The 14,763-nt window shown below is 71.3% G+C and carries 16 protein-coding genes; 10 read left to right on the top strand and 6 right to left on the bottom strand.

Going from position 1 to position 14,763, the window contains the following annotated elements:
• Nucleotides 1-19: 19 nt before the first annotated feature.
• Complete coding sequence (locus tag NL112_RS12480; RefSeq protein WP_255149167.1) at nt 20-463, bottom strand: universal stress protein; 444 nt, start codon at nt 461-463, stop codon at nt 20-22.
• 127 nt (nt 464-590) lie between these two features.
• Here NL112_RS12480 and NL112_RS12475 point away from each other — a divergent pair, with 127 nt between their 5' ends.
• Nucleotides 591-1,664: an aminopeptidase gene (locus tag NL112_RS12475; protein WP_255149166.1), complete on the top strand. Its 1,074-nt coding sequence runs from the start codon at nt 591-593 to the stop codon at nt 1,662-1,664.
• On the opposite strand, the gene NL112_RS12470 is transcribed toward NL112_RS12475, so the two are convergent.
• The 3 genes from NL112_RS12470 to NL112_RS12460 are packed head-to-tail and all read right to left on the bottom strand — an operon-like array spanning nt 1,661 to nt 4,329.
• The gene (locus NL112_RS12470; protein WP_255149165.1) at nt 1,661-2,686 is read right to left on the bottom strand and encodes an amidohydrolase family protein; all 1,026 of its coding nucleotides are present in this window, start codon (nt 2,684-2,686) and stop codon (nt 1,661-1,663) included. The two genes, NL112_RS12475 and NL112_RS12470, sit on opposite strands and share 4 nt — an antisense overlap.
• Entirely contained in the window at nt 2,683-3,903 is a 1,221-nt protein-coding gene (locus NL112_RS12465; protein ID WP_255149164.1) for an HD domain-containing protein, read from the bottom strand. The genes NL112_RS12470 and NL112_RS12465 overlap by 4 nt, the downstream gene beginning before the upstream one ends.
• Before the next feature lie 45 nt (nt 3,904-3,948).
• A complete protein-coding gene (locus tag NL112_RS12460; RefSeq protein WP_255149163.1) occupies nt 3,949-4,329 on the bottom strand; it encodes a CBS domain-containing protein in 381 nt (126 codons plus the stop codon).
• Nucleotides 4,330-4,485: 156 nt separating this feature from the next.
• On the opposite strand from NL112_RS12460, the gene NL112_RS12455 reads away from it, so the two are divergent.
• Entirely contained in the window at nt 4,486-5,679 is a 1,194-nt protein-coding gene (locus tag NL112_RS12455) for an outer membrane protein assembly factor BamB family protein (RefSeq protein ID WP_255149162.1), read from the top strand.
• A gap of 3 nt (nt 5,680-5,682) precedes the next feature.
• On the opposite strand, the gene NL112_RS12450 is transcribed toward NL112_RS12455, so the two are convergent.
• Together NL112_RS12450 and NL112_RS12445 are read right to left on the bottom strand one after the other, a co-directional pair.
• Nucleotides 5,683-7,002 carry a serine hydrolase domain-containing protein gene (locus NL112_RS12450; protein WP_255149161.1) on the bottom strand — a complete coding sequence of 440 codons (1,320 nt, stop codon included), beginning with the start codon at nt 7,000-7,002 and terminating at the stop codon, nt 5,683-5,685.
• 38 nt (nt 7,003-7,040) lie between these two features.
• A complete protein-coding gene (locus tag NL112_RS12445) occupies nt 7,041-8,192 on the bottom strand; it encodes an HD domain-containing protein (RefSeq protein WP_255149160.1) in 1,152 nt (383 codons plus the stop codon).
• Between the two features lie 108 nt (nt 8,193-8,300).
• Here NL112_RS12445 and NL112_RS12440 point away from each other — a divergent pair, with 108 nt between their 5' ends.
• From NL112_RS12440 to NL112_RS12405, 8 genes are all read left to right on the top strand, one after another.
• Entirely contained in the window at nt 8,301-9,083 is a 783-nt protein-coding gene (locus NL112_RS12440) for a PAS domain-containing protein (protein ID WP_255149159.1), read from the top strand.
• A 49-nt stretch (nt 9,084-9,132) separates the two neighbouring features.
• Nucleotides 9,133-10,125: a 2-phospho-L-lactate transferase gene (gene cofD, locus NL112_RS12435; RefSeq protein ID WP_255149158.1), complete on the top strand. Its 993-nt coding sequence runs from the start codon at nt 9,133-9,135 to the stop codon at nt 10,123-10,125.
• Nucleotides 10,125-10,859, top strand: a complete 735-nt coding sequence (locus tag NL112_RS12430) for a tRNA-dihydrouridine synthase (protein ID WP_255149157.1) — start codon at nt 10,125-10,127, stop codon at nt 10,857-10,859. Before cofD ends, NL112_RS12430 begins: the two co-directional genes overlap by 1 nt.
• Nucleotides 10,856-11,686 carry a triphosphoribosyl-dephospho-CoA synthase gene (locus NL112_RS12425; protein WP_255149156.1) on the top strand — a complete coding sequence of 277 codons (831 nt, stop codon included), beginning with the start codon at nt 10,856-10,858 and terminating at the stop codon, nt 11,684-11,686. The genes NL112_RS12430 and NL112_RS12425 overlap by 4 nt, the downstream gene beginning before the upstream one ends.
• Complete coding sequence (locus NL112_RS12420) at nt 11,683-12,276, top strand: DUF447 domain-containing protein (RefSeq protein ID WP_255149155.1); 594 nt, start codon at nt 11,683-11,685, stop codon at nt 12,274-12,276. The genes NL112_RS12425 and NL112_RS12420 overlap by 4 nt, the downstream gene beginning before the upstream one ends.
• Before the next feature lie 42 nt (nt 12,277-12,318).
• Entirely contained in the window at nt 12,319-12,507 is a 189-nt protein-coding gene (locus NL112_RS12415) for a 30S ribosomal protein S17e (protein WP_255149154.1), read from the top strand.
• Between the two features lie 109 nt (nt 12,508-12,616).
• Entirely contained in the window at nt 12,617-13,195 is a 579-nt protein-coding gene (locus NL112_RS12410) for a TetR/AcrR family transcriptional regulator (RefSeq protein WP_255149153.1), read from the top strand.
• On the top strand, nt 13,195-14,724 hold the full coding sequence (locus tag NL112_RS12405; RefSeq protein WP_255149152.1) for an MATE family efflux transporter: 1,530 nt from the start codon (nt 13,195-13,197) through the stop codon (nt 14,722-14,724). The genes NL112_RS12410 and NL112_RS12405 overlap by 1 nt, the downstream gene beginning before the upstream one ends.
• Nucleotides 14,725-14,763 lie beyond the last annotated feature (39 nt).

Genomic DNA, 14,763 nt, shown 5'->3' with positions numbered 1-14,763 from the left:
GGTAGCGCGAAACGGTCGGTCACTCCTCGCCGACCCGGACCGTCAACACAGGCACCTCCGAGGAGCGGACGACCCGTTCGGCGACGCTTCCGAGCAGGAGACGACTGACGCCGCCGCGGCCATGGGTGCCCATACAGACCAGCGAGCAGTCGCCGCGGTCGGCGTAACTGACTATCTCGTGGGCCGGGTTCCCCTCCAGGAGCACGCGCTCGATGGGAACCTCGGCCTCGGTCGACCGTGCCCGCTGTTCGGCGGCGTCGAGCGCGCCCTCGCCTTCCTCGCGGAGCATCTCGGAGACGCCCTCCCAGGAGGTCTCCATCGGAAGGTTCGCCACCGCGGCGGTGTTGACGACGTACACCAGTTCCAGGGTCGCGCCGTGGACGGCGGCGAGTCGCGCCGCGTGCGCGACCACCCGCCCCATCCCCTCGGACCCGTCCGTCGGGACGAGTATCCGGTCGTACATGCTACCGAGTGACACGGGGAGCCCGGATTAACCTCTTTCGGGAGCCGCGACGTTCGCGAGCCGACCAGTTCCACTTTCGGGCCGGTCGTGGCCGAGATTTTTCTTGAGGGCTCGTGTCCAGACTGACATGGACCCCCGCATCAGCCGCCACGCCGAGATACTGGTCGACTACTGTACCGACGTCGGGGCCGACGACGACGTGCTCGTGACGGCGCCGCCCGCCGCCGAGGACCTGGTCGTCGCACTGTACGAAAAACTGGGCGAGCACGGTGCTCGCCCGAAGACGGCGATGTCGAGCAGTCGAGCGGGCCGGGCGTACGCCCGGGCGATGGACGTCGACCAGTTCCGCACGAAGGAGCACGCGCTCGCGGAGATGGAGGCCACCGACGTGGCCATCTTCGTGCAGGCGGGCCGCAACGCCAGCGAGACGAGCGACGTCGACCCCGGGAAGTCGACGGCGTCGCGGCGCGCGGACCAGCCGATACTGGAGGAACGGCTCGACTCGACCCGGTGGGTCATCACTCAGCACCCCACCCCGGCGGACGCCCAGCGCGCGGAGATGTCGACGGCCGCATGGACCGACTACGTGTACGACGCCATCGACCGCGACTGGGCCGACCTGCGGGCGTTCCAGGAGCGGCTCGCGGCCGTGCTCGACGACGCCAGCGAGGTCCGCATCGTCGCCGACGGGACGGACGTTCGGATGTCGGTGGAGGGGATGGCCGCCGCGAGCGACCACGGGAAGCGGAACATGCCCGGCGGCGAGGTGTTCACCTCGCCCGTCGTCGACAGCGTCGAGGGCGAGGTCACGTTCGACGTGCCGCTGTACCGCGACGGCCGCGAGATACGGGACGTGCGACTCGTGTTCGAGGACGGCGAGGTGGTCGACTACGGCGCGGCGGCGGGCGAAGCCGTCGTCGAGGGCGTCCTCGACACCGACGCGGGCGCACGCCGGGTCGGCGAACTCGGCATCGGCACCAACCAGGGCGTCGACACCGCGACGGGAAACCTGCTGTTCGACGAGAAGATGGGCGATACGGTCCATCTCGCGCTGGGGACGGCGATGGAGGAGTGCGTGCCCGACGACCGCGAGTTCAACCAGAGCGCGGCCCACGTCGACATGCTCGTGGACGTGAGCGAGGACGCCCGCGTCGAGGTGGACGGCGAGCCGTTCAAGGTGGACGGCGAGTTCGTCGTCTAAGCGTCGAGGACCGTCTCTTTCACGTCGCTCACGCCCGCACGCCGAACGACCGCCCGGACGGTGTCGCGCGCGCCGGTGAGGTTGTGGGAGTCGCCGTCGAGCACGAGCAGGCGGGCCCGCTTCCCCTCCTCGACGACGCCGTACTCCAGCCCCGCGATGTCGGCGCCGTTGACCGTCGCCATCCGCAGGATTTCGTCGGCCGGGAGGTCGGAGTGTTTGGCCGTGAACTCCATCTCGCGGAACATGGACGGCGAGTTGAGCATCACGTTGTCGGTGCCGAGCGCCAGCGTCGTCGCCTCGCTCAGGCGCTCGAACGGGGGCAGACCGACCTTCGTGACGAGGTTCGAGCGCGGACAGCAGACGACGGGAATGTTCGCGTCCGCGACGCGTTCGAGATGTATCTCCTCGGGGTGGACCATGTGGACGAGGAAATCGGGGCCCAAATCGAGCGCGCCGTTGATGTCGTGGGGGTCGCGCTCGCCGGCGTGGATGCCGAACAGTTTGCCGGCGTCGCGGGTGCGGTTGCGCTCGCGGTCGAAGTCGCCGTCGCGGGCGCCGCTGGCACCGAACCCGTCGCCGGCCTCCATCGCTTCGACCTCCTCGCGCCCGAGGATGACGGGGTCGACGGGCACGTCCTCGGTGGCGTCGCGCAACTGCTCGACGCCTTCCACGCCGCCCTCGCGGAACTCGATGAACGCCGCGGTGCCCGACTCCTCCATGAACCGGACGGTGCGGTACATCGCGCTCACCAGTTCGGCGGGGCTGGCGTCGCGCAACAGTCGGTGTTTGAGGCCGTCCGGGGGCGCGACGAGTTCGTCCAGCGAGAGGCCGCCGCCCGCCTCCTTGGCGATGGAGTCCCCGATGTGGGTGTGGGCGTTGACGAACGCGGGACAGACGATGTCCGTCGAGTCCGTCGGCGTCTCCTCGATTCCGGCGACGCGGCCGTCCTCGACGACCACGCGGCCCTCGACCGGGTCCATCTCGCGACCGCGGAGTATCGTCCCTTCGAGTTCGCGCGTCATGCGCCGTACTCGTCGAGCGTCTGGTGGAGCCCCTTGCGCACGTCGACGACGAGCGCGTCGAGGTCGAGTCCGAGCACGCGCTCGGCGACCTGCCCCACGCGGTCGGTGGCGTCGTCGGGTGCGTACACGCCGAGGCGCCACTGCTCGTGTTGGGCGGTGCGGAGCGCCCCCACGAGCGTCGACTGGGAGCCGAGCCGTCGCACCTCGCCGTTGACGACCACCTGCGTCGACGACTCGGCCATCGCCGGTCGCCCGGGGATGTCGAGGATGACCTCGCGCTCGTCGACGCCCGCCGCCTCGGCGATGTCACCTTCGAGGTCGAGCACGCGCTCGTGGTCGGCCTCGATGAGCTCCTCGGGCACGTCGGCCCACTCCGCCCAGACGGCCCGCTTGAACAGGTCGCGCCCGTCGAGGCGGCGGGCGTAGTCGGCCGTCGGCTCGTGGTTCCGGAGCGCGACCATGAGGTCGTGGTCGTCCATCCGGCGGAACCGTTCCGGGCTCACCGCGTCGCCGACCAGCGCCTCCGTCGCGCGTCGGAGCATCCCCTTCGAGATGCGCGCGACGTGGTGCGAGTAGACGGTGGGGTTCATCAGCGCCCGCGCCAAAAGTAGCGACTCGGCGCTCTGGACGTTCCCCTCCCCGAGCACGAGTTCGCCGCCGACGACCCGGAGCGCGCGGACGAGGCGGCCGTGGTCGATGGTGCCGTAGGGGACGCCAGTGTGGTGGGCGTCCCGCACCAGGTAGTCCATCCGGTCGACGTCCAACTCCCCCGACACCAGTTGCCCGAGTTCGCCGTCGCCGGCGATGAGGTCGGCGACGCGCTCGGGGTCGAGGTCGTGTTTGATGAGCACGCGTTCGACCTCGCCGCCCTCTAGCAGGTCGTGGACGTCGTCGTGTTCCTTCCCGGTGTGGCGCTCCAGCACCGCCTCGGTGTTGTGCGAGAAGGGGGTGTGGCCGATGTCGTGCAGGAGGGCGGCCGCGCCGACCCGCTCGGCCTGCCGCCCCTCGATGCCGAGGTGGTCGAGCGCCTGCCGCGCGAGATGGTAGACGCCGAGCGAGTGCTCGAACCGGGTGTGGTTCGCGCTCGGATAGACGAGTTCCGCCGTCCCCAGCTGTTTGATGTTGCGGAGCCGCTGGACCGGCGGCGTGTCCAGCAGGTCCGCGGCCGCCCCCTCGACCGTGATGTGGTCGTGGACGGAGTCCTTGATGGTCGGCATTGGGGGGCCGTTCGGTCGGCCCCGGTAAAAACTGCTTGACGCCCGTCAGGCGAGCGTCGCCCGCAGGTCGGCCGTGGAGACGAGACCGACGATGTCGCCGTCGCCGTCGCGCACCGGGAGGTGGTTGAACCCGTACGTCTCCATCATCGCGGCCGCCTCCCCGAGCCGCAGGTCGGCGTCGACGGCCTCGACGGGCGCTGTCATCGCGTCCGCGACGGTCGCCGCGTCGGGGTCGTCGCCGGCCGCCAGCGCGTCCAACACGTCGGTGCTGGTGACGATGCCCGTCTCCGCGCTCGTGACGAGCAGGGAGTTTATCTCCTCGGAGCGCATCCGCTCCGCGGCCGTCCTGAGGCTGGCGTCCGCCGACACCGTCTCGACGGGGCTCGTCATCAGTTCCTCGACCCGGGTCTCGCCGCTGTCATCCATACCCCCACGTACCACGCTCGGCCGCTTGGGTCTTCCTCCGGTCGCAGTATTCGCGCGGCGGAGCCAGCGCGACCCGTGGACCGTCGCTGGCCGTTGGTACAGCGTGCCCTTGTGCCACCACGAACTATTCATCCGCGGCACGACTCCGCCGGGACGATGAACAGGCGCTCGTTGCTCGCGGCCATCGGAACGGTCGGACTGGCCGGCTGTCTCGGCGACGACGGCTCGACGCCGAGGGGGTCGGCATCGTCGCCCACAGCGACCGAGACGTCGGTAACCGGACCCGCCACGCCGTCGACGCCCGCGAGCGTCGAGTCGTCGTGGCCGCACCCGACCCACGACGCTGGCCTGACCAACGCCGCGCCAGCGGCGACGGCTCCCGCCGACCCCCCGAGTGAACTGTGGCGCGCGTCGACCGAGGCGTCGCTCTCGGCGCCGGTCGTCGCGGACGCGACGGTGTACGTCGGCGGCGACGACGGCACTGTCCACGCGCTCGACGCCCGCACCGGCGCGATGCGGTGGCAGGCGTCGGTCGGAGCCCCGGCGGGTACCCCCCGAGTGGTCGACGGGCGGCTGTACGTTCCGACCGCCGGGGCCGTCGTCGCGCTCGGGGCCGACGGCGCCGAACGCTGGCGCGTCGAGACGCCGGACCGGAGGGGCTTTCTCGCGGCCGGTCACGGCCTCTACTACGTCTCGGCGGGCGAGGACCCGGCGGTAGTCGCGCGAACCCACGGCGACGGGAGCGTGCGGTGGCGGGCGTCGATACGCGACCCGTGGCAACCACCGGTGTTCGCCGGCGCCGGGCAGGTGTTCGTGACGACCGGTGGCTCGTGGGACCGGCCCTGGCGGTTCGCCGCCGACACCGGCGAGTACCTCGGCACGGAGCGGCCCCCGAGCGGCGGCGCGGACTTCGTCGTCTCGCAGTGCTACCGCGACGGGACGGTGTTCGGCGCCACGGAACTGTTCTCGACGGTGAGCGCCGAATCCGTGACCGACGGCGGCCACGACTGGTCGGAGTCGGTGGACGACGCCGCCTGCTTCGGCCTCGCGGCCGGCACGGACCGCCTGTACGCCCACGCCGAGTGCGTCGACCGGACGGGGCTGTTCGCGCTGTCGCCGTCCGACGGGCGCGAACTGTGGTACAGCGACGCCGCCACCGGCGTCGTCGCCCGTCCGGTCGTCACCGGCGACGCCGTCCTCGCCCGCACCGAGGACGAACTCGTCTGCGTCGACGCGGCGGACGGCACCGAGCGGTGGCGCCGCTCGGCCGCCGACGTCGGGACCCGGGTCGTCGCGGTGGACGACCTGCTGATAACGGCGCGTGGCGGCACGGTGCGGGCACTGCGGTAGGCGTCAGTCCTCGCGGCCGAGTCGCATCGTCCACTTGCCCGTCGAGAGGACGAGGTCGGTCGCGCCGTCGCGGAACTCCGCGCGCCAGTCGACGCCGCCACCCGTCCGGAACGAGAACACGTATGGCTCCGTCTCGACGGCCTCGGGGGTCGCGGTGAACGACGTGAACGGGAGCGACACGTCGACAGTTCCCGCGGGGCCGCGCTCGACGGAGACGGTCACGGCGTCGCGGTACGCGGTGTACGTCCCCGTCACGGCCTCGATGGCGTCGTTCACGTCGAGTAGCGGCACCGCCTCGCGGGGGTCCGCGCCGGCCGCCAGCGCGAGCGCCCCCTGGCCGTACGGGACGGTCGGCTGGCCGACCGTGTTGTACGCGAGCGCCACCCCGAGACCCCGCTCGCGCAGGAGGCCGATGTAGCCGCCGCCGACGCCGATGCCGCCGCGGTGGCCGACCAGTCGCTCGCCGAGCAGGGCGTCGAGTTCCCAGCCGTAGCCGTACGCTTTCGTCTCGTCGCCGGGGAGCGTCGGGGACTGGCGGCGACACATCGCGTCGACGAGGGCAGAGGAGAGGAGCCGCTCGCCCCCGTGGCGGCCGTCGTTCAGCACGCACCGGAGCAGGGCACCGAGGTGGCGAACGGAGGCGACGAGGCCACCCGACGCGCCCGCGCCGTGGTCGACCTCCGCCGGCTCCAGGCCGTCGTCGGTCCGGCGATAGCCCGTCGCGGCGTCGGGGTCGCCCAGCGCGTCCGGGCCGACGCCCGCGCGCTCCAGGCCCAGCGGGTCGAACACCTCCTCGGCGACGTAGCGGTCGTAGGGGCGGCCGTCGACCGCCTCCAGTATCTCCGCGAGCAGGAAGTAGCCGCTGTTGGAGTACATGTAGCGGGGCCGGTCGGTGAGCCGCTGGTCGGCCGCGCCGTCGATGTACGACCAGCGGTCCTCGTCGGTCTCGTCGGCCTCGAACTGCGCCACGAAGTCGCGGGGCATCCCCGAGGTGTGCGAGAGCAACTCGCCGACCGTGATGGGGTCGCCCGGCACGTCCGAGAGCGGGTCGACGTACTCGCGAACGGGGTCGTCGAGCGCGAGGTCGCCGCGGTCGACGAGCTGGAGGACGGCGACGGCGGTGACGGGTTTGGCGACGGAGCCGACCGGAAACAGCGTGTCGGGCGTCGCTGGCGCGCTCATCTCCCGGTCGCGGACGCCGTACCCCCGTTCGTGGACGACGCCGTCGGCGTCGACGACGGCAAGGCTCACGCCGGGCACGTCGTGGCGCTCACGCCAGTCGGTCACGAGCGCGTCGATGTCGGCGGGGACGGAGTCGGACATCGTCCCGGCTTCCACCAGCGGGCCGAAAAGCGTTGCCGTCAGGGGAGACCGAGCACGTCGCGGGCCGCCTCGTGGACGGCGTCCTGCTCGTCGACGGGTGCGTACACGCCGAGGCGCCACTGCGCCCGGCGGGTGGCTCGGAGTGCCCCCACGAGTTCCGAGGCCTGTTCGAGCCGCTGGACGACGCCGTCGACGACCACCCGGGTGCGCGACTCCTTCAGGTCGGGACGGGCGGGCGCGTCGACGAGGACGTGCTCGCGGTCGACGCCCGCGGCGTCGGCTATCTCCCGGGCCGCGGCACGCTCGTCGTCGCGGTCGAGTTCGGTGACGGCGTCGGGCACGCGGTCCAGCCCGGCCCAGACGGCCCGCTTGTAGAGGTCGCGGCGCTCGACGCGGCCACCGAGCTCCGGCACCGCCTCGCGGAGTTCGACAAGCAGGTCGTGGTCGGCCATCCGGCGGAACTCGGCGACGTCGGTGCCGGCATCGAGCAGGCGCTCGCAGGCCCGCTCCAGCATCGACCCCGCGATGCGGGAGACGTGGTGGCGGTAGACGATGCCGTCCATGAGCGCCCGCGCCAAAAGCAACGACTCGGCCGTCTGGACGTTTCCCTCCGCGAGGACGAGCCGGCCGTCCCGGTAGCGCAACTCCCGGACGAGGCGGCCGTGGTCGATGGTGCCGTAGGGGACGCCGGTGTGGTGGGCGTCCCGCACCAGGTAGTCCATCCGGTCGACGTCCAACTCCCCCGACACCAGTTGCCCGAGTTCGCCGTCGCCGCGGACGAGTGCGACGACGCGCTCCGGGTCGAGTCCGTGGCGTTCGAGGACGCCGGGGAGGTCGGTCCGGTACAGGAGGTCGCCGAGTTCGTCGTGGTCGGTGCCGGCGTGCCGGCGGATGACCTCCTCGGTCTGGTGGCCGTACGGCCCGTGTCCGACGTCGTGGAGGAGCGCGGCCGCCCGGACGTGGGCCGCACGGTCGGCGTCGACGTCGAGGTGGTCGAGTGCCTGCCGAGCGAGATGATAGACGCCGAGCGAGTGCTCGAACCGGGTGTGGGACGCGGAGGGGTAGACGAGCCGCACCGTCGAGAGCTGTTTGATGTGGCGGAGCCGCTGGACCGCCTCGGTGTCCAGCAGGTCCGCCGCGACCGGGTCCAGGGGAATCCAGTCGTGAACGGAGTCCTTGATGGCGTTCATGCCCCCGGGTTCGGCCACCGCCGGCAAGTCGGTTCGGGTTGCCCACCGTGAAGTCGCCCCACCAGTTTATTACGGCCAGCGTGGCATGATTATCCAACGTCGAATCTCATGTCGACATCGCAGGAACCGATCCGGGTGCTTCACGTCGACGACAGCACCTCGTTCGTCGACCTCACTGCGGATTACCTGCGACGCGAGAGCGACCGGTTCGAGATGACCGGCGCGGCCGGCCCCGGCGCGGGGCTGTCGGAACTGGACGACGACACCGACTGCGTCGTCTCCGACTACGAGATGCCCGGGCGCGACGGCCTCGAGTTCCTCGAATCCGTCCGCGCAGACTACCCCGACCTCCCGTTCGTGCTGTTCACCGGGAAAGGTAGCGAGGAGGTGGCGAGCGAGGCAATCTCGGCGGGCGTCACCGACTACATGCGGAAGCAACCGGGGAGCGAACGGTTCGAACTGCTCGCGAACCGCATCGAGAACGCGGTGGAGGCGTTCCGGGCCCACCGGCATCTCGAACAGCGCAACCGTCGACTCGAGACGCTCATCAGCAACCTCCCGGGGATGGTGTACCGGTGTCGCAACGCCCCCGACTGGCCGATGGAGTACGTCGAGGGGGAGTGCGAGTCGCTCACCGGCTACGCCGCCGACACGATAGAGAGCGGCGGGGTAGCGTGGGGGTCCGAGGTCATCCATCCGGACGATAGAGACGAGACGTGGGCGACGATACAGGAGGCCGTCGACGCCCGCGAGCATTTCGAAGTGACCTACCGCATCGTCACGCGGGAGGGCGCCGAGCGGACCGTGTGGGAGCGGGGACGGGGCGTGTACGAGGACGGCGACGTGGTCGCTCTGGAGGGGTTCATCACGGACGCCTCGGGCTTCGAGTGACCGGTGCCGGCGACGAAACCCACAAACCCCACCGCGCGTACGGTCGGGTATGGTTACGTTCCTCGCCGGCGGGACGGGCACCCCGAAGCTCCTGTGGGGCGCCGAGGCGGTGTTCCCGCCCGCCGACACGCCCGTCGTGGGGAACACGGGCGACGACGTCGAAATCGCGGGCCACCTCGTCTGCCCGGACCTCGACACGCAACTGTTCCTCGACGGCGGCGTCCTCGACACCGAGACGTGGTGGGGCATCGACGACGACCCCCACCGGACGCACGACGAACTCGGCGCGCTCGCCGAGCGGGCGGGTCTCGACTCGGGCCCGCGCTACCTCCCCGCGGACGCACAGACCGACGGCCGAGAAATCGCCCGCTGGCGACGGTTCTCCGGCGTCGCGGAGTTCATGCACATCGGCGACCGGGACCGTGCGGTCCACCTCACGCGGACGGGGCTCATCGACGAGGGACACACCCTGACCGAGGCGACCCGTCGCCTGTGTGCGGCGTTCGGCGTCGACCGCTCCATCCTCCCGATGAGCGACGACCCCGTCGCCTCGCTGATTCACACCCCCGACGGCGTCCAGCATTTTCAGGAGTGGTGGGTCCACCGGAACGGCGACCCCGCCGTCGAGCGCGTGGAGTTCCGCGGCGCCGACGACGCCGACCCGACGCCGGCGGTGCTCGACGCGCTGGACGACCCCGTCGTCGTCGGTCCCTCCAACCCCGTCACGAGCCTCGGGCCGATGCTCGCGGTCGACGGGATACGGGAGGCGCTCGATTCGACGCCGGTGGTCGCCGTCTCGCCGTTCGTCGAGGACCGGGTGTTCTCCGGGCCCGCCGCGAAACTGATGGCGGCGACCGGCCAGGAGCCCTCCACGGCGGGCGTCGCCGACGCCTACCCGTTCGCGGACGCGTTCGTGCTCGACAGCGAGGACGGCACCGACCTCGACCGGCCGGTCGTCCACACCGACACGGCGCTCGACTCGTCGGCCGACAGCGAGCGGGTCGCCCGCGCCGTCGACGCGGCGCTCGCGGAGGTTGCGTGATGTTCGAGCCGCGTCTCGCTTTGGCGTCGCTGTCGGGCGAGTCCGACGCCGAGTGGGCGCTCGCGGGCGCCGAGTGGGCAGGCGCGGCGTTTCTCGGCGGCGTCGCGCTCGACGCCCCGACCCGGCGGGCGGCCCGGGAACTGGTGGCCCGCGACCGCACCGAGTTCCTGCCCGAGGACCCGGTCGCGTTCGTCGACCGCGAGTTGGGGAAACTGGACGACGCGCCTCTTCGCCCGGGGGTCAACGTCCGAACCACGTCGACCGACCCGCTCCGCGAGGCGGCGGTGGTCTGTGCGGACCACGGCGCGATACTGGAGGTGAACGCCCACTGCCGACAGACGGAGATGTGCGACGCCGGCGCGGGCGAGACCCTCCTGCGGGACGACGACCGACTCGCGGAGTACGTCGCCGCCGCGAGCGACGCCGGGGCCGACGTGAGCGTGAAGCTCCGCACTGAGGTTCCGGGCGTCGACCTGCCGGCGCTCGCGGCGCGACTCGAGGCCGCCGGCGCCGACTGTCTCCACGTCGACGCGATGGACTCCGAACCCGTCGTCGCCGACGTCCGCGAGCGGTTCGGCGGCTTCCTGCTAGCGAACAACGGCGTCCGCGACCGCGCGACGGTTCGCGAGTATCTCGAGTACGGCGCGGACGCCGTCTCGGTCGGCCGCCCATCGGACGACCCGCGGGTGCTGGAGCGGGTCCGGCGCGCGCTCGACGCGGAGGTGCCGGCATGAGGTCGCCGGCGAACAACGCACAGCTCGCGCTCCTGCTGGAGGTGGCGGGCACGCCGAAACCGGGCAACGTCGACCGCCACCGCGACCACCCCGACCTCCACTTCGACCACTTCCTCGCGGGGGCGGTCGGGTCGTTGTCGGGCCTGCGGCGCGCCGAGTCGGGTGCGCCCGTCGGCGAGGCGTTCGAGGCCGCCGTCGAGGGGATGAGCGACCAGCGCGGGGGCAACACGCAGTTCGGCTGTCTGCTGTTGCTCGTGCCGCTCGTGCGGACGGCCGCGACGGGCGACCTCACGCGGGAGCGCGCCCGCGAAACCTGCGAGGCCACGACGGTCGCGGACGCCGCCGACTTCTACCGGGCGTTCGAGCACGTCGACGTGGCCGTCGACGACCCGCCCGAGGGGATGGATGCGCTGGACGTTCGCCGTGGTGCGGACGCGGTGCCCGCTCTGGAGGAGCGGGGGCTGACGCTGTACGACGTGATGGGCCGCTCGGAGGGCGACGGTAACGCCGACGAGTGGACCGATGGCTTCCCTCGCGTGTTCCGGGAGGCCGAGCGGATGCTCGACGACGCCGGCCTCGCGAGCGAGCGGGGCGCGCGGGCGTTTCTCCGCCTGCTGGCGGAACGCGAGGACGGGTTCGTGCGGACGACGTCGGGCCCCGAAGCCGCACGCGAGGCTCGCGAGCGCGCGGCGGCGGCGCTCGACGGCGCCGAGGACCCCGAGGACCTGGCCGAGGAGTTCGTCGAGCGGGGAATCAACCCCGGGACGACCGCGGACCTGACGTGTGCGGCGCTGTTCGTCGCGCTGGAACGGGGGCTGGACGTGTGACCGACGCGCTCGCGGAGTGGCCGGCCGACTGGGACGGCGTCGCCGAGTCGGTGGTGACGACCCGCGGCCCGAACGACCGCTGGAACGTCGCCGCGCTTGGCCTGCACGCGCCCGACGGCGACGGTCCCGTGACCGCGCGGACCTGGGGCCGCACCCGGACGTGGCACAACTTCGGCGACCGCGGGGAGGGCTACGTCCAGTTCACACGCGACCCCGTCGACTTCGTGGAGGCGGCCTGTGCGGTGCGCGAGGAGGCCGGCCCGGTGCTCGACTCGGCGGACGCGTGGGCGCGGGTCCGGGTCGAGGAGCGCGATTCGGGCACCGAGGACGGCACCGGGTGGGTCGAGTGGGCGCTTCACGTCGAGGACTCGTCCGTCGAGCGCGAGACCGTACCGGTCGTCTCGCGGGCCCACGGCGCCGTCGTCGAGGCCACGGTCGCGGCCTCGCGGCTGGACGTCGACCGGTACGACACCGAGCGCCTCCGTGAGCGCATCCGTCACGCCGAGTCGGTCGTCGACCGCGCGGGCGGTGCCCGCGACCGGGAAGCCTGGGACCGCTTCGAGGCGCTCGTCGACTGGCGCGGGGCGTGATTCGAACGCTTTTTAGGTCGCGGTCGAGACGTTTCGGGTAACATGGCTATCAAGCCGGCCTACGTCAAGAAGATCGCCCGCACCCTCATGGAGCGGTACGACGACGCGTTCAACACCGACTTCGAGCACAACAAGGACGTCGTCGCCGAACTGACGAACGTCGAGTCGAAGGGCGTCCGCAACCGCATCGCGGGGTACATCACCCGCAAGAAGAGCCGCCCGACCGCGTAATCCGGCCTCTCCTCTCCGCTCTCTCCACCGGTGAACGGCGCCCGTCGCCTCGACAGTCGCTACGGATCCCAAGCCATTTGACTGACCAGTTAGTCAACTACGACAAGGAATGGGAGACACGTCCGAAGACATCATGGCGGCCACCTACTGCGCGCTCTGTGAACACGGCTACGCCGACCTGACGATGCAACGCATCGCCGACGAGTCGGGCAAGTCGAAGGCCGCCCTCCACTACCATTACGACACGAAGGAGGAGCTACTGAACGCCTTCCTCGAGCATCTGCTGGACCAGTTCGAGTCCCGCCTCGCGTGTGAGGCGGCCGACCCCGACGAGCGACTCGCCACCTTCCTCGATGCGGTGTTCGAGCCGGCGACCGACGACAGCGGCGAGTTCCCGGTCGCCCTGCTCGAAATCAAGGCACAGGCGCCGTACCACGACGCCTACCGCGAGCGACTGACCGCGATGGACGACCGGATGCGCGCCATCGTCGCCGACGCGGTCGCGGACGGCGTCGAGCGCGGCGAGTTCGACGACTGTGACCCCGACGAAGTCGCCCGGTTCGTCGTCACGCTCATCAACGGTGCCCACGCCCGCGAGGTGGCGCTCGGCGAGCCCCCCGCCGAGAGCCGCCGCCGCGTCGAGGCGTATCTCGACCGCACGCTCGGCCGCCGGGAGGTGTCCGCCTGATGTTCAAGGGCCAGGAGGAACTGGAGTTGACCGAGGGCGGCATCGCCAAACCGCTCTTCTTCCTGTCGTTGCCCATCGTCGTCACGAACCTGCTTCAGACGGCGTACAACCTCGCGGACACGTTCTGGCTCGGCCAGTACTCGACGGAGGCGCTGGCGGCCATCTCGTTTGCGTTCCCGATGGTGTTCCTGCTCATCTCGCTGGGGCTGGGGCTGTCGGTCGCGGGGTCGGTGCTCGTCGCGCAGAACACCGGCGCCGGCGACGAGCGCGCCGCCGAGTACGCCGCCTCCCAGACGGTGACGTTCTCGTTCGTCGCCGCCATCGTCCTCGGGATTGCCGGCTACTTCTTCGTCGACGACCTGCTGGCGTTCTTCGGGGCCAGCCCCGGCGTGCTCGATGCCGCGACCTCGTACATGCAGATCGTCTCGCTGGGTCTGCCGCTGATGTTCGGCTTCTTCATCTTCATCTCGCTGATGCGCGGCTACGGCGACACCATCACGCCGATGCTCGTGATGCTGGGCACCGTCGTGGTGAACATCGCGCTGGACCCGTTCCTCATCTTCGGGTGGGGCGTCGGCCCGCTGACGCTCCCGTTCGTCGGGTGGACGGTCGGCCCCGTCGTGTTTCCCGAACTCGGCATCACGGGCGCGGCGTACGCGACGGTGTTCTCGCGGGGGCTGGCGATGGTCGTCGGGATGGCCATCATGCTGTCGGGCACCCGCGGCGTGAAGATACGGCTCGCGGACATGCGGCCCGACCCGGTGTACCTGCGGAAGATACTCCGCATCGGCGTCCCCGCCTCCATCGAGGGGACGGGGCGTGCGCTGTCGGTCAACCTCCTGCTCATCGTCGTCGGGATGTTCCCGAAAGTGGTCGTCGCCGGCTTCGGCATCGGCATCAGGGTGTTCTCGGTCATCTTCCTGCCCGCTATCGCCGTCGCCCGCGGCGTGGAGACGATGGCCGGGCAGAACATCGGCGCCGACCAGCCGGACCGCGCGGAGGCGAGCGCGGACTTCGCCGCGAAGGCGATGTTCCTCGTGCTCGGTGCGGCTGGCGTGCTCATCTTCCTCGTCCCCGAACCCATCGTCAGCGTGTTCACGCCGGACCAGGCGGTGGTGGACGTCGGCGCCGAGTTCCTCCGGTACGTCGCGCTCACCTTCGGGTTCATCGGCGTCATGCGCGCGTACACCGGCGCGTTCCGCGGTGCGGGCAAGACGCTCGTCGCGGCGGCCATCGCCATCACGTTCCTGGGGTTCATTCGCCTCCCAATCGCGTGGCTCCTCTCGCAGGGCATCGGCGGCGCGGTCACGCTGTTCGGCTACACCGTGCAGGTGCCCCAGCTTCTCGCGCCGATGGGGCCGCCCGGCATCTGGTGGGGGTTCGTCGTCTCGAACGTCGCCGGCGCGGTCATCGCCCTCGCGTGGTACAAGCGCGGGACGTGGCGCGACGCCGACGTGCGCGGCGGCCCCGGCCCCGCCCCGGGACCGGAAGCCGACGACGTGGAGGCGGCCGCGACCGACGACGACTGACTCGGGGCGAGCGCCGCCGCGAGCACAACCGGTAACTCC

It is taken from the genome of Halorarius halobius (assembly GCF_024298865.1).
GTDB lineage: Archaea > Halobacteriota > Halobacteria > Halobacteriales > Haloarculaceae > Halorarius > Halorarius halobius.
The sequence above is the reverse complement of the archived record's forward strand: the minus strand, read 5'-3'. Positions and strand labels throughout refer to the sequence as shown.

Bases quoted from the DNA above. Each gene is read 5' to 3' on its own strand.
- NL112_RS12460 (WP_255149163.1), bottom strand. From the start codon at position 4,329: ATGGATGACAGCGGCGAGACCCGGGTCGAGGAACTGATGACGAGCCCC.
- NL112_RS12410 (WP_255149153.1), top strand. From the start codon at position 12,617: ATGGGAGACACGTCCGAAGACATCATGGCGGCCACCTACTGCGCGCTC.
- NL112_RS12415 (WP_255149154.1), top strand. From the start codon at position 12,319: ATGGCTATCAAGCCGGCCTACGTCAAGAAGATCGCCCGCACCCTCATG.
- cofD (WP_255149158.1), top strand. From the start codon at position 9,133: ATGGTTACGTTCCTCGCCGGCGGGACGGGCACCCCGAAGCTCCTGTGG.
- NL112_RS12425 (WP_255149156.1), top strand. From the start codon at position 10,856: ATGAGGTCGCCGGCGAACAACGCACAGCTCGCGCTCCTGCTGGAGGTG.
- NL112_RS12405 (WP_255149152.1), top strand. From the start codon at position 13,195: ATGTTCAAGGGCCAGGAGGAACTGGAGTTGACCGAGGGCGGCATCGCC.
- NL112_RS12465 (WP_255149164.1), bottom strand. From the start codon at position 3,903: ATGCCGACCATCAAGGACTCCGTCCACGACCACATCACGGTCGAGGGG.
- NL112_RS12440 (WP_255149159.1), top strand. From the start codon at position 8,301: ATGTCGACATCGCAGGAACCGATCCGGGTGCTTCACGTCGACGACAGC.
- NL112_RS12450 (WP_255149161.1), bottom strand. From the start codon at position 7,002: ATGTCCGACTCCGTCCCCGCCGACATCGACGCGCTCGTGACCGACTGG.
- NL112_RS12445 (WP_255149160.1), bottom strand. From the start codon at position 8,192: ATGAACGCCATCAAGGACTCCGTTCACGACTGGATTCCCCTGGACCCG.
- NL112_RS12455 (WP_255149162.1), top strand. From the start codon at position 4,486: ATGAACAGGCGCTCGTTGCTCGCGGCCATCGGAACGGTCGGACTGGCC.
- NL112_RS12480 (WP_255149167.1), bottom strand. From the start codon at position 463: ATGTACGACCGGATACTCGTCCCGACGGACGGGTCCGAGGGGATGGGG.
- NL112_RS12475 (WP_255149166.1), top strand. From the start codon at position 591: ATGGACCCCCGCATCAGCCGCCACGCCGAGATACTGGTCGACTACTGT.
- NL112_RS12470 (WP_255149165.1), bottom strand. From the start codon at position 2,686: ATGACGCGCGAACTCGAAGGGACGATACTCCGCGGTCGCGAGATGGAC.
- NL112_RS12430 (WP_255149157.1), top strand. From the start codon at position 10,125: ATGTTCGAGCCGCGTCTCGCTTTGGCGTCGCTGTCGGGCGAGTCCGAC.